This is a genomic window from Limisphaera sp. 4302-co, from assembly GCF_049537155.1.
GTDB lineage: Bacteria > Verrucomicrobiota > Verrucomicrobiia > Limisphaerales > Limisphaeraceae > Limisphaera.
The window spans coordinates 87,617-112,566 of record NZ_JBMVQZ010000005.1; the positions used below are offsets into that span (position 1 = coordinate 87,617).

At 65.4% G+C, this 24,950-nt stretch carries 16 protein-coding genes; 4 read left to right on the top strand and 12 right to left on the bottom strand.

What is annotated here, in order from left to right; all coding sequences use genetic code 11:
• The first annotated feature begins 93 nt into the window (after positions 1 to 93).
• The gene (locus ACPDIX_RS07105) at positions 94 to 7,020 is read left to right on the top strand and encodes a lamin tail domain-containing protein (protein ID WP_423431085.1); all 6,927 of its coding nucleotides are present in this window, start codon (positions 94 to 96) and stop codon (positions 7,018 to 7,020) included.
• Between the two features lie 29 nt (positions 7,021 to 7,049).
• Here the strand turns inward: ACPDIX_RS07105 and sixA are convergent, their stop codons facing one another.
• The 10 genes from sixA to ACPDIX_RS07155 all read right to left on the bottom strand — a co-directional run bounded on the left by sixA (position 7,050) and on the right by ACPDIX_RS07155 (position 18,157).
• Positions 7,050 to 7,553 (bottom strand): phosphohistidine phosphatase SixA, encoded by a 504-nt coding sequence (gene sixA, locus ACPDIX_RS07110; protein WP_423431086.1) that lies wholly within the window; start codon positions 7,551 to 7,553, stop codon positions 7,050 to 7,052.
• 12 nt (positions 7,554 to 7,565) lie between these two features.
• Positions 7,566 to 8,435, bottom strand: a complete 870-nt coding sequence (locus ACPDIX_RS07115) for a CHAD domain-containing protein (RefSeq protein ID WP_423431087.1) — start codon at positions 8,433 to 8,435, stop codon at positions 7,566 to 7,568.
• Positions 8,436 to 8,773: 338 nt separating this feature from the next.
• Positions 8,774 to 8,968: a hypothetical protein gene (locus tag ACPDIX_RS07120; RefSeq protein ID WP_423431088.1), complete on the bottom strand. Its 195-nt coding sequence runs from the start codon at positions 8,966 to 8,968 to the stop codon at positions 8,774 to 8,776.
• A gap of 129 nt (positions 8,969 to 9,097) precedes the next feature.
• Entirely contained in the window at positions 9,098 to 10,942 is a 1,845-nt protein-coding gene (locus tag ACPDIX_RS07125) for a hypothetical protein (RefSeq protein ID WP_423431089.1), read from the bottom strand.
• A gap of 347 nt (positions 10,943 to 11,289) precedes the next feature.
• Complete coding sequence (locus ACPDIX_RS07130) at positions 11,290 to 12,306, bottom strand: hypothetical protein (RefSeq protein WP_423431090.1); 1,017 nt, start codon at positions 12,304 to 12,306, stop codon at positions 11,290 to 11,292.
• Positions 12,307 to 13,151: 845 nt separating this feature from the next.
• Positions 13,152 to 14,507: a thymidine phosphorylase gene (locus ACPDIX_RS07135; RefSeq protein WP_423431091.1), complete on the bottom strand. Its 1,356-nt coding sequence runs from the start codon at positions 14,505 to 14,507 to the stop codon at positions 13,152 to 13,154.
• Between the two features lie 46 nt (positions 14,508 to 14,553).
• Positions 14,554 to 15,813 (bottom strand): beta-ketoacyl-ACP synthase II, encoded by a 1,260-nt coding sequence (gene fabF / locus ACPDIX_RS07140; protein WP_423431092.1) that lies wholly within the window; start codon positions 15,811 to 15,813, stop codon positions 14,554 to 14,556.
• Between the two features lie 65 nt (positions 15,814 to 15,878).
• Positions 15,879 to 16,124, bottom strand: coding sequence for an acyl carrier protein (locus tag ACPDIX_RS07145; protein ID WP_423431093.1), 246 nt, complete (start codon positions 16,122 to 16,124; stop codon positions 15,879 to 15,881).
• Positions 16,125 to 16,226: 102 nt separating this feature from the next.
• Entirely contained in the window at positions 16,227 to 16,970 is a 744-nt protein-coding gene (fabG, locus tag ACPDIX_RS07150; RefSeq protein WP_423431094.1) for a 3-oxoacyl-[acyl-carrier-protein] reductase, read from the bottom strand.
• Positions 16,971 to 17,077: 107 nt separating this feature from the next.
• On the bottom strand, positions 17,078 to 18,157 hold the full coding sequence (locus ACPDIX_RS07155) for an HAD family hydrolase (RefSeq protein WP_423431095.1): 1,080 nt from the start codon (positions 18,155 to 18,157) through the stop codon (positions 17,078 to 17,080).
• 93 nt (positions 18,158 to 18,250) lie between these two features.
• Between ACPDIX_RS07155 and ACPDIX_RS07160 the strand changes: the two genes are divergently transcribed.
• From ACPDIX_RS07160 to ACPDIX_RS07170, 3 genes are read left to right on the top strand one after another with little or no spacing between them, the layout of a single operon-like run.
• Entirely contained in the window at positions 18,251 to 18,703 is a 453-nt protein-coding gene (locus ACPDIX_RS07160; protein WP_423431096.1) for a type IV pilus modification PilV family protein, read from the top strand.
• On the top strand, positions 18,700 to 19,320 hold the full coding sequence (locus ACPDIX_RS07165; protein ID WP_423431097.1) for a PulJ/GspJ family protein: 621 nt from the start codon (positions 18,700 to 18,702) through the stop codon (positions 19,318 to 19,320). Before ACPDIX_RS07160 ends, ACPDIX_RS07165 begins: the two co-directional genes overlap by 4 nt.
• A gap of 9 nt (positions 19,321 to 19,329) precedes the next feature.
• Positions 19,330 to 21,045 (top strand): hypothetical protein, encoded by a 1,716-nt coding sequence (locus ACPDIX_RS07170; protein ID WP_423431098.1) that lies wholly within the window; start codon positions 19,330 to 19,332, stop codon positions 21,043 to 21,045.
• Positions 21,046 to 21,136: 91 nt separating this feature from the next.
• On the opposite strand, the gene ACPDIX_RS07175 is transcribed toward ACPDIX_RS07170, so the two are convergent.
• Complete coding sequence (locus ACPDIX_RS07175) at positions 21,137 to 23,728, bottom strand: alpha-L-arabinofuranosidase C-terminal domain-containing protein (RefSeq protein ID WP_423431099.1); 2,592 nt, start codon at positions 23,726 to 23,728, stop codon at positions 21,137 to 21,139.
• 140 nt (positions 23,729 to 23,868) lie between these two features.
• Positions 23,869 to 24,795 carry an arabinan endo-1,5-alpha-L-arabinosidase gene (locus tag ACPDIX_RS07180; protein WP_423431100.1) on the bottom strand — a complete coding sequence of 309 codons (927 nt, stop codon included), beginning with the start codon at positions 24,793 to 24,795 and terminating at the stop codon, positions 23,869 to 23,871.
• Positions 24,796 to 24,950 lie beyond the last annotated feature (155 nt).

Below are 24,950 nucleotides of genomic sequence, written 5' to 3' on the forward strand. Positions count from 1 at the left end.
CCCTCGCCCGCGGACGGCCACCTCCGATGGTCCGCGTGGCTGCTGACCCTCCTGTCGGGCGCATCCATCAGCCTGCCCGCCGCGGAAATCTGGGTGCCGGAACGATCCGTCTGGCGATTCCGCGCCGGAACGAATGAGGCTTCCTCGCCCATCTCCGCCTGGCGACAGGTCGCCTTCAGCGACGAAGCAGCCGGATTCCAAAACGCCCCGGCACCGTTCTGGTACGGCGATCCCCAGACCGGAGGAACCATCCTGACGGATATGCGCGGCCGTTACGGCTGCATTTTCCTCCGGCACCCGTTCGTGCTGGCCGAGGTCCCGCCCCTGCAAGCGGTCCGGCTGCGCGCCTTCGTGGACGACGGATGCATCGCCTGGATCAACGGCCGCGAAGTGCTCCGCGTGCGCGTGCCCGGGGGCGAACCAACCGTGAACACCCTCGCGCAGAACGCACCCGAGCCGGTCACCTGGCAAACCTACACGCTCGAACTGCCGGCCGGACTCCTTCGCCCCGGAACCAATGTGCTCGCCGTACAGGTGTTCAACACCTCGCTCAACAGTTCGGACCTCGGATTCGACGCGCAGCTGGAGGCCGTCCTCGTGGACACCAACCCGCCGGTCCTGGCCAGCATCACGCCGCCGCCCGGCTTCCTCACCGAATGGCAAACCGTTCAGGTCGTCTTTTCGGAACCGGTGACCGGTGTGGACGCCGACGACCTGTTGTTGAACGGCGTGCCGGCGCTGGAAATGCAGGGACAGGACGCAGTCTACACCTTTCGCTGGACCCGACCGCCCTACGGCACGTTGAGCTTCACATGGGCGCCCAACCACGGCATCACCGATCGTGCCGAACCGCCCCTGCCTTTCGATGCCCGCGCGCCCGGGGCAACCTGGGAGTACGATTTCCGGGACGTCGAACCGCCGCAAATCCTGCGCCTCCATCCACCGGCGGGCCTGACGGTCCGCCGGTTGGAGGAAATCGAGATCACCTTCAGCGAGCCGGTCTGGGGAGTGGACGCCGCCGACCTGCGGATCAACGGGCAACCGGCCCGGTCGGTGACCACAACCGGAGAAGGACTCTACCGGTTCCGCTTCGATCCACCGCCGGCCGGCACGGTCACCGTTGACTGGGCACCGGAGCACGGGATCACCGACACCGCCGCCCAACCCAACGCGTTTGCCGGCGGGCCCTGGCAATACCAGGTGGACCCCGACGCCTCGGCAACCCCGGTCTGGATCACCGAAATCCTGGCCGGAGCTGTCAGCACCAACGGACTCGTGGATGAGGACGGCGAACCCCAGGACTGGATCGAGCTCTACAATCCCGGGACCGAACCCGTCAACCTGGCCGGCTGGTCGTTGAGCGACGACCCCTCCGCCCCTGCCCGCTGGGTCTTCCCGGAACGCGTCCTCCCGCCGAACGGTTACCTGATCGTGTTCGCCTCGGGCAAGGACCGGCGCCCGTCGGATCCCCCCCGGCCGCTCCACACCAATTTCCAGCTGGCCCTCAGCGGGGAACACCTCGGGTTGTACGCCCCCGGCACCCCGTACGAACGCGTCAGCGGTTTCGGTGAGTACCCCGAACAGCGAAACGATCACAGCTACGGATTGGCACCAGACGGCCAATGGCGCTACTACGACTCGCCCACACCCGGCGCGCCCAACGGGCCCGGCTCCATCGTCGGCGTCTGTGCACCCGTGCAGGTCAACGTCCAACGCGGGCACTTCGAAATCCCGTTCGATCTGATCCTCTCCTGCGAAACGCCGGACGTGGAGTTCCACTACACCACCGACGGGAGCGAACCGACGCGGCAAAGCCCGGTCTTTCCGGGCCGGCTGCGCATTGACCGGACAACCCTTTTCCGCGCAGCGGCATTCAAGGACGGCTACCTGCCCTCACGCACCGTCACGCACAGTTACTTCTTCGGGTTGCCCCCTGCACTGCGTTCGCTCCCCACGCTCTCGCTGGTCACGGCGTCCAATCATCTCTACGGCCCCACGGGTATTCTGGGCATCGAAGGAGGCACCTACGCCGGCGGGCCCTGGCAACCGTTGGCCCCCGGCGACTATCACAACCCTTCCCAACACGGCCTGGCTTGGGAACGTCCCGTGTCGGTGGAGTGGATCGAAAAAGACGGCGGCGGTTTCCAAGCCGACGCCGGCATCCGCGTCCACGGCAGCGACTACCAGCGGCCCCGCCTTCAACCCACCAGCAAGTTCTCCTACCGACTCTATTTCCGGGGCGATTACGGACCGGGCCGGCTCGAGTACCCCCTCTTCCCCACCACCCACGTGCAACGATTCGATCAGCTGGTGCTGCGGGCGGGCTTCAACGAACAGGGCAACCCGTTCGTGCGCGACGAATTGACGCGGCGTTTGTCGGCCGACATGGGACAACCGGCCTCCCACGGCACCCTGGCGATCGTCTTCCTCAACGGCCGCTACTACACCGCCTCACCCTGGTACAACCCCTGCGAACGGGTGCACGAGGAGTTCTTCCAAGAACACCTGGGCGGCAGCCCCGAATGGGATGTCGTCGGCCCCGCCTGGGCGCAATCGGCCGGGCAAGCAGGCGTGGTGGACGGGGACCGCGCCGATTTTCAGGCCTTGGTGAACTACGTCTGGACCCAGTCGCCCGCCGTGCCGACGGTCTACAGCAACATCGCACGCTGGTTGGATCTCACCAACTTTGCCGATTACCTGATCCTCAACACCTGGGCGGCCACGGGCGACTGGCCGGGCAACAACTGGCGCGCCGGCCGGGATCGTGCCGGCGGGCCGTGGCGTTTCGTGGTGTGGGACGCCGAATGGGCCATGGGCTGGGGTAATCGCAGCGTCACCCTCAACACCTTCACCATGAGCGGGTCGGGCCCTTGGGATTCCGGCCTGGCCAGCACCGGCTCGTCCGAAATCGCCCAACTCTATCAACGGCTGCGGCTCAGCGGGGAATTTCGCCTGCTCTGGGCCGATCGGGTGCACAAACATTTTTCACCCGGGGGCGCGTTGGACCTCGATCATATCCTGGCCCGCCTGTCAGAGCTCCGCGAGCAGTTGTCCGAACTGATGCCGGACTTCGACCCGGCCCTCGAGCAATGGATCCGCGCCCGCACCCCGATCTACTTCCAGCAACTGCATCAGCAGGGGCTCTACCACTTCACCAACACCCCGGCGTTCCTCGCACCCGAAGGCCGGGTGCCCGCCGGGTTCGAACTGGTCCTGACCAACGAGGCCGGCACCATTTACTACACCACCAACGGCCTGGATCCGCGCGTGCCATTCACCGGAGCCGTCGCGCCCTGGGCCCTGCCCTGCACGGGCCCCATCCGGATCTCCGGCGAGGTCACCATCCGGGCACGGTCACTCGTCGGCACCACCTGGAGCGCCCTCGCAGAACGTACCTTCCGGGTCGGTCAGCTCGGTTCCACCATCCGCATCACCGAGCTCCATTACAACCCGGCAGCAGGTGGTCAGGAGGAGTTTCTCGAGCTGGCCAACCTCGGCCATACAGCCGTGGACCTGAGCGGCTGCGAGTTCGCAGGGATCTCGTTCCGGTTCCCGGCCGGAAGCGTCATCCCGCCCGGTGCGCACTGGGTCCTGGCTTCCAACACCCACACCAACGCCTGGCTGGCACGCTATCCGGGCGTGCTGCCCGTGGGATGGTACGCCGGCAACCTCGCCAACGGCGGCGAGTCCATCATCCTGCGGGATCCAACCGGCAAAGTCCTGGCCGCCGTCACCTATGACGACGAACCCGGCTGGCCCACCGAACCCGACGGCCGCGGCCCCTCACTGGAAATGGTGGATCCCTGGGCCAACCCGTTCGACCCGATGAACTGGCGGGCCAGCCCCACCCCCGGCGGCAGCCCGGGACAGCCCCCCAACCCCGTGCCCGCACCGCCGGTCCGCATCCACGAGGTCATGGCCGACAATCGCGGGGCTGTCCCCCACGGAGGCGTCTACCCGGACTGGATCGAACTGCACAACTCCGGCCAAACCGCCGTGGACCTTTCCGGCTGGAGCCTCACCGACGATTCAAACCCGCGCAAATTCGTCTTTCCCGGGGGCACGATCCTCCCGCCGGGCGGTTACCTGGTCGTGTGGTGCAACCCGCCCGAGCCCCGGCCCGAAGAAATCCATGCGCCCTTCGGCCTGGACCGGGAAGGTGACGCCGTCTTCCTTTACGACGCCGCAACCAACCGTGTGGATGGCGTGGTCTTCGGCCTCCAAGCACCGGACTTCACACTGGCCCGATGGCAGGGCGACTGGACCCTGGGCCAGCCAACCCCCGGTGCGGCCAACCAGCCGGCGGCCCTGGCCGATCCGGGCATGCTGACCATCAACGAATGGTCGCCCGAAACGGGCCCGGACAACCCGGGCTGGATCGAATGGTTCAACCGCTCCCCCGATCTGCCCGCCTCACTGGAGGGCCTGTACGTCGCAGTCGGCGACACGGTGGCTCGATGGTGGCCGCGCGCCTATCTCGGGCCGTTGGGACACGCTTGGATCCGGCTCGCCACGGAGCCGCGCCCGGATCGGTTGCTGCTGCGAATCCCGCCCTCGGGAGCATTGGTCCTCTACGATGCCGCAGCGGTAAAGCTCGAAGAAATCGAGTATGTCGCCAACCAGGGCAACCTTTCGCTCGGTCGGGTACCGGACGGCAGCGACTTCTGGATGGCCCTGGCGGTGCCCACACCCGGCGCCAGCAACCAATGGGACCTGGCCGCCGGCCCCCGCATCCACGAAATCCTGGCCCGCAACCAATCTCTACTCTTCGACAACCGCCCGGCCGATTTCCTCGAACTCCACAACCCCACCAGCACCACCATGGACCTCTCCGGCTACCGCATCGGGCTCGATACCGACTTCAGCCGCGCCTGGACCTTCGCCACAGGCACCTTCCTCCCACCGTTCGGTTACCTCGTGATCTGGTGCGACCCGGATGCACCGGTCGAACATGGACCCGGCCGCTTCAACCTGGGTCGCCCCCTGCCCGGTGAGGCCGCCACCGTCCGCCTCTGGGACCCCGCCGGCCGGTTGGTGGACAGCGTCTCGTACGGGCCACAGGTCCCGGACCTGTCCATCGGGATCTCAGGTGACCGCTTCACCCTCCTGAGCAGGCCCACACCGGGCGCCCCCAACAGTGCCCCGGCCCCACTCGATTCGCCCGCCCACCTCCGCTTCAACGAATGGATGGCCCGGCCACAGACCGGACCCGACTGGTTCGAGCTCTACAACAGCGGATCCTCTCCGGTTGCTCTCGAGGGCTTGATCTTGACCGACGATCCCTCGCTGGCCGGTCGGGAACGGTTCCGGGTGCCCCCGCTCAGTTTCATCGGCCCGGGCGATTTCGCACGATTCGTGGCCGATGCAGACACCGCCCAGGGCGCCGATCACACCGCCTTCGCCCTGGCCGAAAGCGGCGAAGTGCTGGTCCTCTACCGCATCCAGAACAACGTCTGGCAAGTTCTCGACCAGGTTTCGTTCGGCCCCGCCCGGCCGGGTGCCTCCCAAGGCCGCCTGCCCGACGGTTCCACCAACATCGTCACCTTTGCCCAAACCCCCACTCCCGCCGCCAGCAACTACCTGCCACTCTCAAACGTCGTCATCCACGAGGTCCTTGCCCATACCGACCCGCCCTTCGAGGACGCCGTGGAATTGCACAACCGCAGCGATCAGCCCGTGGACATCAGTGGCTGGGCACTCAGCAACAACCCCCGTAACCGCTGGAAATACCGGTTCCCCGAAGGAACCATTCTCGAACCCGGCGGTTTCCTCGTGGTGTATGAAGCCCAGCTCAACGACCCGCAGGGCGGCGACCGCGCCTTCGCCCTCAGCTCCACCCACGGCGAGGAGCTCTGGCTGACCGAAATCCGGGACGGCCAGGAAACCGGCTACCGCGACCGCGTGGCCTGGGGCGCCTCGTTCAATGGTCAGGCATTCGGACGGATCGTAACCTCGGCCGGAACCGACTTTGCACCCTTGGAGCGACCGACCTTCGGTGTGGATCAGCCGGCCTCGCTCGAACAGTTCCGCACCGGCCGCGGCGCCCCCAACGCACCGCCACGGGTCGGACCCGTCGTCATTCACGAAATCCATTACCACCCCTCGGGTGGACCCGACGGATCCGAGGAATGGATCGAGCTCCAAAACGTGACCTCTGCCGCCGTGCCGTTGTACGACCCGCAGCATCCCACCAACCGCTGGAAATTCGGCGGCGCCGTGTCATTCGACTTCCCCACCGGCACGGTCCTCCCACCGGGCGGATTCATCGTGATCACCGACTTCGATCCCTCCGCCGAGCCCGCCCGCGAAGCGGCCTTCCGCGCGCGATTCAACATGCCCGACACCGTGCCGCTCACCGGCCCGTTCGCCGGTTCACTCGACAACGCAGGTGAAACGCTCCTGCTGCTGGCGCCCGACCGGCCCGAGGGACCCGACAGCCCCGAACCCGGCTTCGTCCCGTACGTTCAGGTGGACCGCGTCAGCTACGACGACCAGCCGCCCTGGCCCGCCGAGGCCGACGGCCAAGGTGCCTCCCTCCAAAAGGTCGAGCCCCGGCTCTACGGAAACGAGCCCCTCCACTGGGCAGGCGGGCCACCCACACCAGGCCGGCCCAACACCCCCAAGCCCACAGATTCCGACGGCGATGGCCTCCCCGACTGGTATGAAAGCCGCCACGGACTCGACCCGCTCAGCCCCGCAGACGGCGCGCAGGACAGCGACGGCGACGGGTTGCCCAACCGACAGGAGTACGCGGCCGGCACGGATCCGCACGATCCCCAAAGCCGGCTCGCCCTCGAGGTGATCCGCGAACCCGGCCCCGGGCCGCTCCGATTGCGCTTCGTGGCACAGCCCTACCGATCCTATGCCGTGCAGGCCACCGCAGAGCTGAACGCAGGCAGTTGGATCACCGTCCAGCTGATCGTCCCCGGTCCGGAACCGCGCACCGTCGAGCTCGCTCCGGAAACGGAAACCCACGCCACCCGGTTCTATCGGGTCGTCACACCGGCACCGCCAGAATAGGCACGCGCCCGGGACGCCTCACGCCGGCCTCAATCCATGGCGAACCACCGGGGCGCAATCAACCACTCCAACGTCGCGCAGCGACCGGCCTGAATCTTGTCCAAATCCAATCGGATCAGGCCGCACTTTTTCAGATCCAGGCCCAGCCCCTCGGGATCGCCCGTGCACAACCATGCCGCCAGACGACTCAACATCGGTTCGTGCCCCACCAGCATCAGCGCGTCCGGCAAGGGCCGCAGCCCCTGCAACTCCGCCACCACCTCGCGAGCGGTCCGATCCGGAGCCAGACAATCCACCACCACCGGCGGCCGGGCCATGCGCAGGCCGCGCGCCATCAGCTCGGCCGTCTGCAACGCGCGCGTCAGCGGACTCGTCCACAACAAATCACACTCGACCTTCCGCTGCCGCAGCGCGTGAGCCAGGCATCTCACCCGGCGTCGCCCCTTCGGCGTCAACGCCCGTTCCGCGTCCGAACCGGAGGCGGTCTCCCGGAAGTCCTCAGCTTCAGCATGACGCAGCAGGTACAGCTTCACACGCCGAGCATGTCACCGGGACCGCGGCCGCGCCAGTCCGGAAGGCCGCCACGAGGCCAGTTGCCGCACCGTAGCCTGACACCGCTGAAGAATCTCAACCTGACGTTCCTGAAGCTTCCGCAGCAACGCCCGATGCACCGTCCCGGGTAAACCCGCCTTCGCCGCGTCCCGCCGCACCGCCCCCCGCAGCACCGCATGATCCTGCAAATCCCCCATCAGCCCGTGAAACTCAAGCATCGCAGCAAGGACGGCATCAGAAAGACCGGACAGGAAGGGCCGCAACATCTCGCAGGCGTAACGGTACTTCTTGAACGCCACCCGCAAACGGTGAACCCCGGCCGGTGTCCGAACCAACCGAGACCGCCGCTGAACCTCCGCGAACAGGGGCTCCAACACTCCCGCCACCGCGCCCCGGACCGGTTCCTCCCCCTCGGCCCGAGCGGCCCGCCCCAGCACTTTTTCCAACTTCTTCAAGCGCTTCTCCCCTTCCTTCAAAGACCGGCCGGAAAGCCTCCGCGCCACCGACCGGGCCATCTTCTCCTCCCGCTTCGCCCACAACGTCGCCAGGGGTTCGACCTCCCCGGGCGCGTCCGCCACCTCCCGAAGGCGCTGCCGACAGATGTGCAGATCGCGCACCTCGTCGAATGCGTCCAATTGCCGTTTCAACGCCTTCCGCAACTTGCGCGTTTTCCGGGTCAGTCCGGCCGCACGGACCAGGTCCACCAGCGCCAGGGCCCGCCGCGTCTCCACGCGCAACTGATGGACACCCTCCGGATCAGGATCGCGCCGGACCCGCTCCAAACGCTTGCGCAGCCGGCGGCGCAACAAGCGCACCGCCTCCCCCAGATGCCCGGCCAGCGCCGGATGAATACTCACTTCCATACGCTAACATACCACTTCCCTCTTCAACCGCCCGCCTGCCCCTCCCCGTCGTGCGCCCGAGGTGACGAGCCATACGGCCGCGACAGCCCGCCCGTCAACGAAGTATGGTATCCGTTCGGGCCCGTCCCGATCCCTCGCGGTCTTCTTGCCACCGGTCCATCGCCCCCAACATCTCCAAACCTCCGCCGGAGCCCGGCCCGGCTTCGCCGCGCAACCCCTGAACCATCCGATCCACCAAAAGGCCGCAACCCTCCGTGCACGGAGACAAGCCGTTCCCATAACCCGTGTGCCCCGGGTTGCCCCCGACTGCCCTTGCGACCACCCTCAAGAACGGGCGCTCAGTCCACACCTGCCAACCCCACGCTGATCAGGACCCGCCCGCCGGGGACATCCGCAATTCGCCGGCTCTCCATGCCCCTCGCCATCTGCGCCTCCGCTTTCCGGGTCCGATCCGCGTCCAGCTCGTGCGCACGCCCCAGGACCTCGCCTCCACGCATCCGTTCACCCACCTTCACCAGCCGCTCCACACACACACATTCCCTCGTGCGCCCGCCCGGCCGCCACCGCCTAAAAAACACCGCGTCGCTCGCTTGCCCACAACCGCCGTGTCCTCCTCGCCGGCTTGTTTTCTCCTCACACTCCCGGAGGCTCCCACCCCGGCATCACATCCCGTGGGACGGGCCCAGGAGCGACGGTCGGAGATCCTGTAATACTGCCCCCTGAGGCAGCAGAGACCGAACAACCCACATGTCATGGGTCTCCGTCCGATGAACGCATTCGTAAGTATCCCGCACCCATGCCAAAAGCGCCGGGTCCGCAAGATCACGTCGCGAGAGAATCAAGACTTCAGGCCTGGAAGATTGTATCAATTCCCTGTAACGCCGGGCATCCAGCGTCCCACTGGCCAGGCGTTTGCCCGACACCACCAACAACTCCGGCGGCGGACATACACCGGCCAGAAACCGCTCACCGCCCGTCTCCGGCGAGCCGTACACCCACCGAACCTTCGGTGCAAACAGCCGTAACAGCTCGAGACGACCCGGATTCACCAGCCACGTCATCTCCCGCATCCTCGGCAGTCCCAGCCCTATCTCGGCCGCACCCGGCCCGATCCATAGAGCAGCCAGGGTGGGCAACGCCAACACCTTCACGAATCCCGAGGCCAACCACCGGGTATCCACCGGCCTTCCCACACCCGCCGGTCCCCCCCGAACTGCCACCACCGCGACGTCGCGCAAGTTCCACCACGCCTGCTGAACGGCCAGACCACCAAGGACGGCCATCGGGATCTGAAACTGCAGTTGGTACATGGGCCACCAGGGACGTGCGATCCCCAGAAATGCAAGCGCCCCGCAAAGCATCCCCACCGCCCACCATCCGATGGCTGGATCTCGCCGCCTCAACACGATCCATAGTCCCGCGAGACCCGCCACTCCCGTCGGCAGCCATCCGGACCGCAAGAAAAGGCCCCACATCTCGACGTCGAGAACCTCGACGGTGAGCGTGTGTCGTGCTTCCCAGTGCACACCCAGCAACCAACCCCAATGAAAGTTCGGGGATATGAATGCGAAAAGTCCGAAGGCAGGTAGAAACCCCGCCATCCACGGCAGGAGCATTCTGATGCCGGCCATCCATCCATACTGGGACGCCACCAGCGCCACCAGGCCCGGAGCGGCAACTGCCGCGGTCAGCTTCATGTGTGCAGCCGCGGCCATCACCACGCCCGACAAAACCACCTGCCAATGGCGAGGCAACCCCCCGGGCCGATACAAACACGCCGCCGACACACACGCCCAGGCCAGGGCCGCCGGCTCCAACATCACACTGAACCACAACGGCACGGTCTCCTGATTGCTCAGCATGAGGACAGCCGCCCCCAGCAGGCCTGCAACACCGAGCTGCCGCTGCCCCAGCCACCCCACGGCCATCCAAAAAGCAGACACTGAGAACATCTGAAACAATCGCGGCCATAGAACCTCCTCGCCCAACCAACGCATCAATCGGGCATTGATCAGCGTGTGAAGCCAGGGCTGATCATTGTAAGCTGCCCTCGCCAGATCAGGATGTCGGGCCAAAAAAAGCATCTTGGGCAGCTCAAAACAATCATCCACCCCCACCAGCACCTCCCGATACGCACCCGTCCACCAGAACAAGCTCCAGAACAGGAACAGGACCATCCCAAGACCCGGAACAACCTCCCGTGCGACAGGTTTCCGACACCGTTCCCGGCCCATCCACAGGACGAACATGCACGCCAAACCCGCCATCAAAAACCACGCAGCAAGGGCGCGCATCCAGGGGTCCCAGCTCTGCGCAGTGAATCCGAGCCGCTGCCGCAGTCCCGCCAAACAGGGACATGGAGCCCCAGCCTCCAAAAACCATCCGCGCCATCCCAGCAGGACCGCTCCGGTGCCGGTCAGCACTCCCATCCCTATAGCAGGCGGCGCCAAAGCCACCACCGCGCCCGCAGCCATCTCCGCCCAGCCCACCCACTGCAAATGTGGCACCCCAATACTCTCTCCACCAGATTCCGCGCCGGTCGGGCCGTTCGCGGGCTCGACGAGCGACAACAGCCCCGCCACAAAAAGGACCCCACCAGCCATCCGCAATACCGCAGTTACGATCCCGCTCACACCCGTCCTTGAAGCATCTGGAATCCTCAGGCGACTCATCTGCCACCTCAAGCGCCAACACACGCACCAATTCCCACCGGCCCCGGCCATACGCAGCTTCCCACCACAAAACCTCACACCCTGCCGGATGAACTCTCACCGGGATCCGGCCGGTCAGCCTCTTAAGACGTCAAACCACCGCGACACCCGGGCCCCGACCTCCCCGGGACATCGAACCCTTCTCAGGACGGCGCCGACTTGCCAGACCGATCTGTGGCGACTCTTCTGAAACGCCACCACATCCAACCAGCCGCCAGCAGCCCCAGCATGACAACCCCAAAAAGTAAATTGCGAAGGAACCTGGAAGATACTTCCTCGGGAAGAGGTTCATAGGCCGGGGTCGGCGCCTCTATCCACTGGCCGTCTCGGGTGATTTCGTACCGGGTGAGGTTGGACCACACGAGGAGCCGGCTGAGCGGAACTCGCGTTGAACGAAACTGCTCCGGATAATAGCCTCGAGGAGCCTGCGGGTCCAAGCCCACGACCAGTTCGTCAATATAATTCGTGTGGACTACCAACCCCTCTCCCGGAACCTCCTCAAACACCAGGATTCCGTGGGGAGGAAACCGCACACCCTCCTTGTAAGAATAAAGAACGCGAACCGGCGGCGTATCGGGTGCGCTGCCGCGCACCTGGTATACCACCTCCAGCGGCCGGCCCAGCTCGTCAAGCCGCACAATCTCACCGCGTCCACCAGGGTTCGGCCACTTGTAAACGCCGGTGAGCACGCTCGGTTCCACTGTGAAACGACGCTCGTCCTGCCAGGCCAGCCGGCCCAGCCCCATGAGATCCAACCCCAGGCGCAGCATCCGACGTAGCTGCGATTCATAATAGGCGTGCACAACCCCCATGGAACCCACGTGCCCCGGCCGGCCCGGCAGAGGATCGATCGTCACAACCGCATGCCGGGGAGAAATCCGCCACTGGTATTCCTCATTGGCGCCGATGACATATTCCAGACCGGGTTCCGGCACGTTGGTAAAGAGCCAGCCTTCCTTGGCGCTGTACAAAGGATAAAGAATGTCCATGAAACACCGCAGGTACCAGCCTTTCGGTTGCCACGCCCCTTCGTACTCACCGAGCACATGGAGTCGCGGCAACAGCTCTTCGGGCGCCCCGGGTCTGTCAGCCGCGCGGACCCGCTCATAGCTCAGCGACCTGCGGTAGACGACATGCCGTATCCAGGGCGTTTCCGCCAAAAATTCACGGAAACTGATGCCTTCATCTGCCGCGTAGCCCGGCCCCCGACCGACCGTAACTGTCCCGCAAACACTCAGAAGTAAGAGGAACAGCCTCGGCACCCGGCTGACAGCGTGCCACATGATCAATCGGCAGAAGCGCCATGCCGCGGAGATGGGAGCACAAGGCGACATCATGGGCTTGAGAGACCTTTTACACGCACACTGCCCTGGTCGGGCGAAACCGCAGGCCATCCGGAAGGTGCGCCGGACGGACACAGCCCCCTCCCTGCCTCGTGCGCGAGGCAGGGTGCCGATCAGCCCGCCCGATGGAAACGCTCCCCCGCTTGTGGCGGTGCTCGGCTCGGTATTGATCCGCAGTCCCCTGAGCCTTTCCCACTTTACGGTCCTGGCGGGCAATACACCCGATTCCCGGTGGGATATGCACCTGTGAAGAAGTGCTGGGCGCCGTGAGTAGGGCACAGGTAGGTACAATGCTTCTCCTGATCGCCGTAGTAGCTCGTGTATGCCCAGGTACCATACGCCCGAGTCACCCACGGGAAGGTATCGGTTTCGTCCAGAAGCCAGCACAGCTCTCCCCCGTAATAAATCGGGTTCGGACAATCCTTGTCGAAGCCGAGCCAACAAGCCATGGCAGAAACACCACTCGCCAGCAGGATGGTCGCAGCGGCGCGAGCCATGCGAGGATTCCTGGTGAAGCGAAACGGAAGTGAGGACCATGTTGTTTTCCTACCCTTTAGTGTACATGTACAAAAAAAAAAAAGTGTCAAGGCCCGGAGTTGCAGAAAACCCACGAGCCGTTTCTCCCGGTGATTGCCCCGCCCTGTGGCACCCGGAACAAGCAATCAACGGCTGACTGTCACCCCCACTTCCCACAGTATCGGCCCGGCAGGGTGAAGCCGGGACGTGCCGATCCGAAAGGCCTTTTCCAGACGCGCTGCCGCTGCCCGGGTTCGCTCCGCATCCGGCCCGTGCACCCGGGCCAGCAGATCGCCGCGGTGCACCTTTTCGCCAACCTTCACCAGCCGATCCACTCCCACGCGCGCGTCCACGGAGTCCTCCGCCTTCCGCCGCCCGCCTCCGAGATCACGCACGATTTCGCCCACGATCCGGGCGTCACAATCCGTGACCCAGCCGTCCTCAACGGCATGCACTTCCCGGACACACGGTGCCAGTGTGTCGCGGCCCAGTGCACGCTCAAAGGCATCAAGGTCCGCACCCTGGGTGGCCAGCATCCGCCGCCAGACCCGCAATGGTTCGGGCGAATACAGACAGGCTCGCACCTGCTCCCGCGCCTCGTCCATCCCGCCCGCACGTCCGGTGAGCCTCAACAGATGAGCCGCGCATTCCACCACGAGCCGCTCCAGATCGTTCCACCCGGCTGTCCGGTCGGAGCCGGGCCGACTTTCCGCACAAGCGACAAGGAACTCGTGGGTGTCTTTGACCTCGAGCCAGTTGCCCGCCGCCCGGCCAATGGGGTGATCCATTGCGGTGACCAGGGCGGTGGTTCGCACCCCGCACGCGGTGGCCAGTCGGAGCATCGAATGGGCCAGCGCCCCGGCCGAATCCAGGTCCCGCATGAACGCGGCCCGGCCGCACTTGACGTCCAGGACAAGGGCTTCAATGCCTTCGGCCAGTTTCTTGGAGAGAATCGAGCTGGTGATCAGCGGCACGCTGGGAACGGTCCCGGTCGCGTCGCGCAAAGCGTAGAGTTTCCGGTCGGCGGGCACGAGGTCCTCGGTCTGTCCCACAATGGCGCAGCCCACCTCCTGGACCTGCGCCTGAAAGGCCTCCGGCGGAAGGCGGGTGCGGCAACCCGGGATGGACTCCAGTTTGTCGAGCGTGCCTCCGGTGATGCCGAGGCTGCGCCCGGAGATCATGGGCACGCGAAACCCGAGCGCCGCCAGCAGCGGCGCCAGCGGCAGCGACACTTTGTCGCCCACGCCGCCGGTGGAATGTTTGTCCACGACAGGCCGCGAGTCGCCCGGCCAGGTGAACGTCCGGCCCGAATCGCGCATGGCCAGGGTGAGCGCGGCGGTCTCCGCCTCGCTCAGGCCGCGGAAGTACACTGCCATGAGCAGTGCGCTGATCTGGTAGTCCGGAACGGTCCCCTCCACCACGGCCCGGACGAACGCGCGCCAGTCGGCGTCCGACAGGACGCCCCCGTCGCGCTTCGTTTCGATCCAGGCCAGCGCGTTCATGCCGGCAGCGCGGGCCGGATCCGCCCGGACCGTGCCCGCGGGTGTTTCAACCCTCGAATCGTTTCGCCGCTATGCTGGCGTTGTGCCCGCCGAAGCCGAAGGAGTTGTTGATGAAAGCGTGGATTTTGAGCTCCCGGGCCGTGTTCGGCACATAGTCCAGATCGCATTCGGGATCCGGCACCTCGTAGTTGATGGTGGGCGGCACCACGCCATGCCACAGCGCCAGGACCGAGGCAGCCATCTCCACCGCACCGGCCGCACCCAGCATGTGGCCCACGGCGCCCTTGATGGAACTGACCGCCAGCCGCCGCGCGTGCTCGCCGAACACGGCCTTGATCGCCTGGGTCTCAGCCACGTCACCCGCGGGAGTGGAGGTCCCGTGCGCGTTGATGTAGGTGACGTCCTCCGGATTCAACCGGCCGTTGCGCAGCGCCATCCGCATGCAACGGGCCGCCCCCTCACCGCCCGGCGAAGGAGCGGTCAGGTGGTGGGCGTCCGCCGTGTTGCCATAGCCGACCACCTCGCAGTAGATGCGCGCGCCGCGCCGCTTGGCGTGTTCCAGCTCCTCCAACACGATCACGCCCGCGCCCTCCCCCATCACAAAGCCGTCGCGTTCGCGATCGAAAGGCCGGGAGGCCCGCTGGGGATCGTCGTTCCGGGTGCTCATGGCGCGCATGGCACAAAAGCCGCCAATGCCGATGGGCACAATGGTCGCCTCGGCGCCACCGGCGAACATCATGACCGCGTCGCCCGCCTTGATCGTGCGCCATGCCTCGCCGATGGCATGGTTGGCAGTGGCACAGGCCGAGCAGGTGGCGTAGTTCGGGCCCTTCAGGCCGTAGTACATCGAGAACATGCCCGAGGCCATGTTGCTGATCAGCATCGGGATCATGAACGCCGACAGCCGGTTGGGCCCCCGCTCCAGCAGGACCTGGTGCTGCTGCGTCGTGGTTTCCAAACCACCGATACCCGAACCGATGATCACCCCGATCTCCTCCCGGTTCAGCTTGTCCAGGTCGGCACCCGAGTCCTTCAAAGCCGCCCAGGCGGCGTAGATGCCGAACTGGGCGAACCGGTCGGTGCGCCGAAGTTCCTTGGCCGAGGGAAAGGCCGGGGAAGGATCAAAATCCCGGACCTCGGCCGCGATCTGGGTGGCGAACGGTGATGGATCGAACCGGCTGATCCGATGGATCCCGCAGCGCCCGGCGATCAGGTTCTCCCAGAACGTCTCCAGGGTGGTACCCAGCGGGGTGACCACGCCCAGCCCGGTCACCACCACACGGCGCTCGCAGAAACTTCCTCCCATAAACTCAAAAGGGGCAGCGCGCGCGGCCGGACCGCCGCCCTGCCCCGCTCCATCCGTTTCGGCCCCTATTCCGCTTCCAATTCCTCGATGTATTTGATGATGTCCCCGACGGTCTGCATTTTTTCCGCCTGTTCGTCGGGGATGTCATGGCCAAATTCCTCCTCCAGGGCCATGATCAGCTCCACCGCGTCGAGCGAGTCGGCCCCCAGATCATCGATCAACCGTGCTTCCGGCGTGACCTGATCCGGGTTCACGTCCAACTGCTCGACAATGATCTTTTTGACTCTCTGTTCGATGCTGTTTTCAGCCATGGGTCTCTCCAGTTGCTCGGTCTTTGTTGCTCTGTGTCTATGGAACCCCTCCCGGGGCGTCAAGCCCCGAAAAACCGTCTCCGGCGCCGTCCGCGCCGCCCTTTACATGACCAGTCCGCCGTCCACCGTCAAGACCTGCCCGGTGATGTATCGCGACTCCGGCAACGCCAGAAACCACACCACATGCGCCACGTCCTCCGGCCGGCCCAGGCAACCCATCGGCACCCGCGACAGAATCGCCTGCCGCTGTTCCTCGTTCAGCACCGCGGTCATGTCCGTCTCGATGAACCCCGGCGCCACCGCGTTGACCGTCACGCCACGCGAAGCGAACTCCCGGGCACACGATTTGGTGAACCCGATCAGACCGGCCTTGCTGGCGGCATAATTCGTCTGCCCGGCATTCCCCATCAGCCCGATCACCGAACTGATGTTGATGATCCGACCCGCCCGCTGCTTCAACATCGAGCGCGCAAAAGCCCGCGTGAACAAAAAGGCGCCCTTCAAATTCGTGTCCAGGACGGCGTCCCAATCGGCCTCGCTCATCCGGATCAGCAAACCATCCCGCGTAATGCCCGCGTTGTTGACCAGGATGTCCACCCGGCCGGCCTCGCGCAGGATGGCCTCCGCTGCCGCCTCCACGCTGGCCGCCTGCGACACGTCCGCCGCAAACGCCCAGGCACGGCGCCCCAGGCGGCGCACTTCTTCAACAGTGGCCATACATGCCTCCACGGACCGTGCCACCACCGCCACGTCTGCCCCGGCGGACGCCAGCCGCAAGGCCACGGCACGGCCAATGCCGCGGCTGCCGCCGGTCACAACCGCCACCTGTTGTTCCAAACCTTTCATGGCGGCCGGATTCTTAACCAAGCCGGGTCCCAAGACAAACAGCAAAATCCCGTAGCCAACAACGGGGCTCCCATCCACCCTCTACCCGTGGGCTCCGCGGGCAGCACTCAAACCGGGCCCAACCGGCCGGGTGCACAAGCCGGTCCGCCCGCCATTCCCACGCCCGCCCCCGGCGCCACCGATCCGAACCAGGAGGACAACTCCTCCACCGTCAGTTCGTCCAAGCGGTGCACCACCCGGTCGCATCCCACCAACTTTTCGGCCGGATGCGTACCCGCCACCCCGACCACACGCATGCCCGCACGCCGCGCTGCCTCGATCCCAACCGGTGCATCCTCAAAAACCACACACCGTTCCGGCGGCACCCCCAGCCGTTCCGCCGCCCGCAAAAAGACCTCGGGATCCGGCTTGCCTTTCTGAACGTCTTCACCTGTAACGATCGCGCGGAACATCAGGCGCAGTCCCAACCCGTCAATCACGCATTCGATGTTGGCCCGGGGTGTCGAGGACCCCACCGCACAGGAAACGCCCGCCGTTTGCAGCCGCTCCAAAAAGGCCCGGACTCCCGGCAGCGGCTGTAATGGATTCTCCCGAATCTCCTCCCGGAACAACTCCTCCTTCCGCAGACCCAACCGGGCCAGTTCCGCCGGATCAGCCGTCCACCCCAGGAGTTCCCGGATCACACGTTCATTTTTCATGCCGAAACTCCGAAGGAAAAACCCGGGAAAGAGGGGGCGGCCCACCTCCGCCGACAGCCGTTCCCACGCGCGCTCATGCGCGCGAGAGGAGTCCACGATCACCCCGTCCCAATCGAAAATGGCAGCCCAACAAGACATGCCCTTGTGGTTACGGCAGGTTTCCCGCACCGGCAAGCCCGAGCAGCCATCGCAAACGGGAGCCACCCCGCGCGCATCCTGACCGGCCGGACAGCAGGCGCCTCCCGATATCCTCCAGTGCCCGATCCCGGGCCCGCAACCGTTCCGTTGGTTGGCCTTTCTTTCAGGAAAGCCTCCCGGCACCATCACGATCCTTGCGGGGAACACGCCCTGAATCGGATGGGACACACTCTTGGACGGCACGATTCCCTGCACTCCACCTTCCGCTCGCCACGAACGACCTGCTGGTCCCAACCCCGGGAGCACCTGGATGTCTTGAAACAGGACGCTGGTGACCGCGTGGTGCCCCATCCCAAGGCTGTCCAACGTTGCAAACAAGGGGGTCGATGACAGGCACGCGACCTGCTGCCCGGCCAACCGGCGAATCCGATGGGGTTGGGCCGTATGAAACGCGTACGGGCTTGTCGAAATCAGCCTGCCAATCAAGGGTACACCCTGACGGAAGTACTGGTGGCCCTGGCCGTCGCCGGGCTACTCTACGGTTCTGTCCTCACCGGTTACCTGATCACGACCCAAAGGGCGGAATGGACCGCGTACTGGCTCTCGGCCCAGGCGCTGGCCACGGCGCGTCTGGAACAGGCCCGCGCGGCCAAGTGGGATACACAGGCCTCGCCACCGGTGGACCAGCTCGTTCCGACCAACTTCCCTCCGCGGGTCGAGGTGTTGGACATCCCCGCCGGCGGCAGCAACATCCCCTACGCCACCTCCATCGTCAGCATCGTGGTGGTGTCCACCAACCCGCCATTGAAACTCATCCGCGCCGAAACGATCTGGGACTTCAAGCACCGCGGCCTTTTTACAAACTCGGTCACCACCTACCGCGGTCCGGACCAATGAAGCGGCCTCCTTCCAACCTGCCCCGCACCCATGCGCCGCAGGGTGCGGCATACACCCTGCCCGAGGTCATGGTGACCTCGGCCCTCCTGACCCTGGTCATCGCCGGGCTGATCTCCTTCCATCTGTTGGGGCTGCGGCTCGACAGAATCGGAAGGGCCAAGCTGGGCGCCACGGACGAAGCCAGGAGGTCCCTCAGCCTCTTGGAGAAGGAGGTCCGGGAGGCCGGATGGGTCCAGGTGGGTTGGGGGGACGAATCCACGTTCGTTCCGGTGTCGCCCGGTCAACCCCAGACAGGCAACGCGCTGCAGATCTACACGGACAAGGCCGACACCAACCGGTTCGTCCGCTATTTCCTCGACGCGGCCAACCAACAGCTCGTCCGCTTTGATCCGGAAAACGGCGTCCATCAAACACTGGCCCGTTTTGTCACCAACCAACTCGCCTTCGTCGCCGAAGATCTGTCCGGGACCGTCCAAACCAACCCATACAACAACCGCGTCATCGCCCTGACCCTGCAATTCAACCAACTACTCTTCCCCAGTATGGCGGTGGGTCCGGGCGGACTCTATGACTTCTACCAGGTCCGCACGCGAATCACCCGAAGGGCGCTGGAGTAGGAATCCCATATGAAAACTGCGCCTTTGAGACCCGGCACACGCCATGGTTCGGCACTGCTCCAGGTCGTTCTCTTCGGCGGGGTGGCGGTGGCCATTCTGACAGCCGCCATGTCCTGGACCGCCCACACCGCCCAACTGACCCGGCGCAACCTGGACTATCAGAAAACCGTTTACGCAGCCGAAGCCGCCACCGAAAAGGTCCTGAGCGAGATCATCCACGACTACAACCGCCAGGGGGTTGCCGCCGTTGTGGCCAAATTGCCCGTCTACCGGACCCGGATCCCCACGGAAGAAGAAAACCCGGAATGGGCAGCCTACGAATTCGAAGCCGCGCCCGGAGAACCGGGCGGGATCTTGGTCGAACAGGCCACCCCATGGTCGCTCACCAACCTCCAGTCGCAGTACCGCGGCCTCTCGGGTTACGCAGCCACCTTCAGCATCGCCGCCCGTGCCAGAGACCTGACCCACACCCACCCGGTGGCTGCGGGCGTCCAACAGGACGTGCAGTTGGCCGTGATCCCCATCTTCCAGTTTGCCATCTTTTACAACCTGGACCTGGAAATCAATCCGGGGGCGCCCATGACGATAGGCGGCCGCGTACACGGCAATCGCAACATTTATTGCAATCCCAGCTCGGGAGTCACCCTCACCTTCCTGGACGATGTCACAACAGCCGGCTCGCTCCACCTCCACAAACACCCGGACGATCCGTTGAGCCGCGGCAACGGCACCACCGTTTTCCAAGGGCGCACCGACAGCGGCGTGATGACCCTCAACGTGCCCATCGGTGGGCCCGGCGATCCCGATGCCGTTCGCGCCATCGTGGAACCCCCGCCGCCGGGCGAACTCCCCACCTCGGAATCGGGCCGCGCCCGCTTCTACAACTCAGCCGACCTGCGCCTGATCCTCCGCGACACCGGCTTGGAAGTCCGGGGCGGCACCCTCACGACCGCGGCCTCCGTCAGCCTGCCTTGGACGGCCGTCACCAATTTCGTCCGGACCAACGTCTCCTTCACCGATCAACGCGAAGGCAAGACTGTCCGGGCAGTCGAACTGGACGTTGCGAAGTTCAGCACCTGGGCCTCCTCCGCCACCAACCCCGTCCGGGCCCTTCTGGGGCGCCCCATCAATTCCCTCTACGTGGCCGACCTGCGTGCCGCCCCTTCATCGGTCCTGCCGGCCGTCCGTCTCGTCAACGGGGCCACGTTACCCGCCAACGGATTGACCGTCGCCACACCCAACCCTCTCTACGTCCTGGGCCACTACAACGCCCCGGCCGCCCACAGGGGCACCACCAACACCACGCAAACAAAGCCAGCGGCCCTCATCGCCGACGCCATCACCATCCTCTCAGGCAACTGGAATGACGCCCACAGTCACCGGTCGTTGTCCTATCGCAGTGCGACCGACACCACCGTCAACGCCGCCTTCCTGGCCGGCATCGTCCCCACCGCGCCGGGTGCCTACAGCGGCGGCGTGGAAAACTTTCCGCGATTCCTGGAAAACTGGAGCGGCCGCACCCTCACCTACAACGGCTCCATGATCGTCCTCTACCCGAGCCGGGTGGCAACCAATCGGTGGCCGGGCACAGGCAGCGTGTACAACCCACCCCGGCGCAACTGGCATTTCGACCTCAACTTCCTCAATCCCGACAAACTCCCACCCCTCTGCCCCTCCGTTCGGGCCGTCATCCGGGGACGTTGGCAAACCTTCGCCGCCAATTGAACCAGCCCGGGGTCAAAGTCCGATCCGGACCACACACACCTCCGCCGGCGCGGCCTGCCCGGCAGTGTGTCGGATCATAACGCGGCCCCACTTACCGGGTGGCAAACCGTAATACACTCAGCGACCAGGCAGGCAACTCCAGGGCAAACGGTGTGCTCACCTCCACGGTCCGGACTTGCGGCCGGATCCGGTCGGGTGCACCGAACTCGTTCTCAGCCAGCGGATCCGCATGCGTCAGGACCGTCAAGGTCCCGCTCCGCCTGTCCGTCAACCCCGGCAACTCGAGGGTCAACCACCGGGGCCGACCACTCCCGTTGACCAGTTTCACGATCGCGTCGCCCGTGGACCGATCTCGAACGGCCGACCAGGCAAAGTCCGGCCGCGGCACAAAACCGTCATCTTCCAGTTGCTGCACCAGCTCTCCGTCCAGGAGGCAACGCACCTTCGGCCCGTCCACCTCCACCCGGATCTGGTACCACCGGCCCGTCTCGATTCGTCCGGGCCGGGATCGGCCGATCTCCTGCTTGGCCCCGTCCACCGCCTTCTCGAACGCGTGCCGGCTGTTGCCCCAACCGCCAAGGTTCCACCAGTAATAATCATCCGCACTGCGGTACCGGAACCCGATCAGGAAACCCTCGCTGCCTCCGGTCTTGCGGGCACGCAGCGTCAGCGTGAACCGCGTGGACCCGGGAGGCGCGGTGAACAGGCAACGCGCCGGCGTGGCATCGTCAAGCTGCCGCAACACACCATCCTGCGCCAACCACCGGCCGCTCAACGACCGCCACGCGCCTTCCGGCCGCGAGAAATCCTCCAACCAGACCGTGCGCCCGTCCACCTCCACACACACGTCGTCAAACTCGGCCTGCGTGTCCCACGTCCCCACAAACACACAGTCGTCCGGCCGGAGCGCCTCCCCGGCCGGGCCTGCGGGATCCTCGAACACCCCCTCCAAATACACATCGCCACTGTTCAAACTGAACAGTTGTTGCACGTAATAGTTCGCGGTCCGCAACACACGCCTGTTGGTGAAATAAATCAGGTCCGGCCGCCACTGCGTGCGGCCCTCCTTGCCCAACAATGGAGCATAGGAGGCCATGATCACCACGTCTCCGTTCCGTTCCAGCGCCGTCAGATACGCCGCCTCCGCCAGGGCGGATCGCAGCGTGTTCCGCCGTCCCACATCGTGCGCGGCGTATTCGCCCAAATAAACCTTGGAACGACCCCGATCGTAGCGGTCATACCGTTGAAGATTCTCCCAGAACCAGGCGGGGGAGACGTAGTAATGCTCGTCCACGACGGGGAGCTTCAGCTCATCCGCAAATCGCCAGCCCTCGTCGTAGTCGGGCCCGCTGTGAAACGGTCCCACCGTGCCAATGACGGTGATTTCCGGGTGTTTCCTCCGGACGGCCTCGTAAATCATGCGGAACCGTTCCTTAAAAACCGGGGTGATATGTTCCTCGTTTCCCACTCCGATGTACTTCAGGTGGAACGGCTCGGGGTGCCCGGCCGCAGCCCGGAGCGACCCCCACTTGGAATCGGGCGGGCCGTTGGCCCATTCGATCAGGTCCAGAACCTCCTGCACATACGCCGGCATCTCCTCCAGGGGCAGGCCACGCTGGCCCGTCCCTCCCTGATAATCGGCATTCTGGCAGCACACCCCCGCCGGCACCACCGGAACCGGCTCGGCCCCGATGTCCTCACAGAATTGGAAATACTCGTAGTAGCCGAGGCCCATGCTCTGGTGATAGCCCCAGAGATTGGGCTGGTTCCTGCGTTGTTCGACCGGGCCGATGGTCTGCGGCCACCGGTACAGATTGTTCAACCCGTACCCGTGAACCAGACAACCGCCCGGGAAACGCACGAACCGGGGTTTCAAATCCGCAATCGCCTGCGCCAGATCCGCCCGCAGCCCGTTCGGACGTCCCTTGAACGTGTCCCGCGGGAACAGGGAAATCATGTCCAGCGCCACACCACCGCGAGTCCGCGAAAGCACGACCAGACCCGCGCGCTCCTCGGTTCGTGCGGGTACCAGCGTGGCCGTCACCTTCTGCCAGTCCCGACCGGCCACGCTCACCCGGTTGGAAGCCAGCACCGTCCCATCCGGCGCCTCCAGTTCCACCGAGAACTCTGCCGGCCCCTCCAGCACGCCACTGCCACCCCAGCGATTCCCGGTAAACAACTGCCGGCCGAACATCGAGAAGTCATAGGTTCTGCCCGCCTCCACGGCAATGCCGTCAAACCCACCGTTGCGCAAACCGAAGCCCCGCCCGACAACGCGCGTCTCCAACACCACGTAATGCGGATTGTTGGGATGGATCGGGAACGCATCCGCAACGACCACAGCACCCTCCGCTCCGCCCCGCCGCACCGTCTCCCACGCCGTCAACGCCGTCCAGTCCGGCCGGGCCGTGGGCTGGTACTCGAACGACCGGTTTTGAACCAGTTCCGCATACAACCCGCCATCGGCGGCGTAGTTGATGTCCTCGAAAAACACTCCGATCAGGTTCGTGCTGATCGGCCTGCCCTCTTGTCGCACATCCACCCGGAGCACCGCGGAGGCACCCGGTGGCCCCGCTTGACCCGTCGCACCCGCGGCCGCCACACCGGTCAAGCCCAGGACAGCAATCGCCGCCGCCCACGGACTCAAGCATCTCGCCGATACCTTGAATTCGATTGCGTTCATGACTCGAGCGTTCCCTGCCAGCAGCATGAGAAGGTCACGTCCCTCCCCACCAAAAACCGGAGAGAGGCGGAGGTCCCTCCTGTCTGCAAGACTCCGTACCCAGACCGGTTCCACAGCCCGGGGCCGTGCAACCGAGCATCCTATTCCCGACGGGGTTGCACCACGGGCCAACCCTCCGCGTCCCATTCCAAGGGCAGGATGTCCAGCGCACTGCGTCCACCCTGGTTCGCATCGTAAAAGTGGTAACTCACCCACCAACGGCCGTCGGCCTCGAAAAAGGCAGCATGGCCGGGCCCGATGAACCGACCCGAGCTGCCCAGAAACAGACTGCCGCCGCCCTGCCGAAGGTCGCGGCCCTCCCGGTCAAGGTACGGGCCCGTGACCGTGTGGCTCCGGCCCACACGGATCTCGTAGGTGCTGTTGGTCCCCCGACAACACTGTCCCCAGTTCACAAACAGGAAGTAACTGTCTCCATGCCGCAAAAGGGCAGCCGCCTCTATCGCCTCCTTCCAGGCCAGTGACACCAACGGCGCGGCAGGATCCCTGCGCAGCCCCGTGGCAGGATCCAACTCCACCAACTTGATTCCCGACCAATAAGAGCCGAAGACCAACCACAGCCGGCCGTCCCGGTCCGGGAACGCAGCCGGATCGATGGCGTTGTAATCGTTCTCCGGCGTGGTCCGGATGACCGGACCGGCATCCTCCCAACCCCCTTCGGCTGCTTCCGGGTCCAAGGTTCTGGCCCGTGCCAGCCCGATCGCCGATTGCCTCGACCCCCAGGTAGAGACCGAGTAGTAGAGGTAAAAGCGGTCCCCCATGCGAATCACATCCGGCGCCCAGTACCGAAACCGATGCCCGGGCACCCATGCCGTGGCCCAACCCGGCGCCTCGCGGAAGACCGATGGGCCTTCGTGCCAATCCAACCGGTTGGTGGACCATCGAGAGACGATCCCGCGGCCGGTCCCGAACACCCACCAGCGCGGCCCATCTCGAGTGACGGTGGACGGATCATGAATCCGAGTGTCACCACGCGGCACCGGCGGCTCCCCACCAAGCACCCGGTCCACACCGCACACACCCAGCCCGAGGAACAGGCCGGCCGCGAACCCAGCGAGCCCGCCAGGCAGCCTCCTCCGGCTACGGCCCTGCCGGTCCTCTGCCCGAACACAAGGCGCGCGTCCCATGGGAAATTCGAACCACAATGAAAGGGCTGCACGAAGGG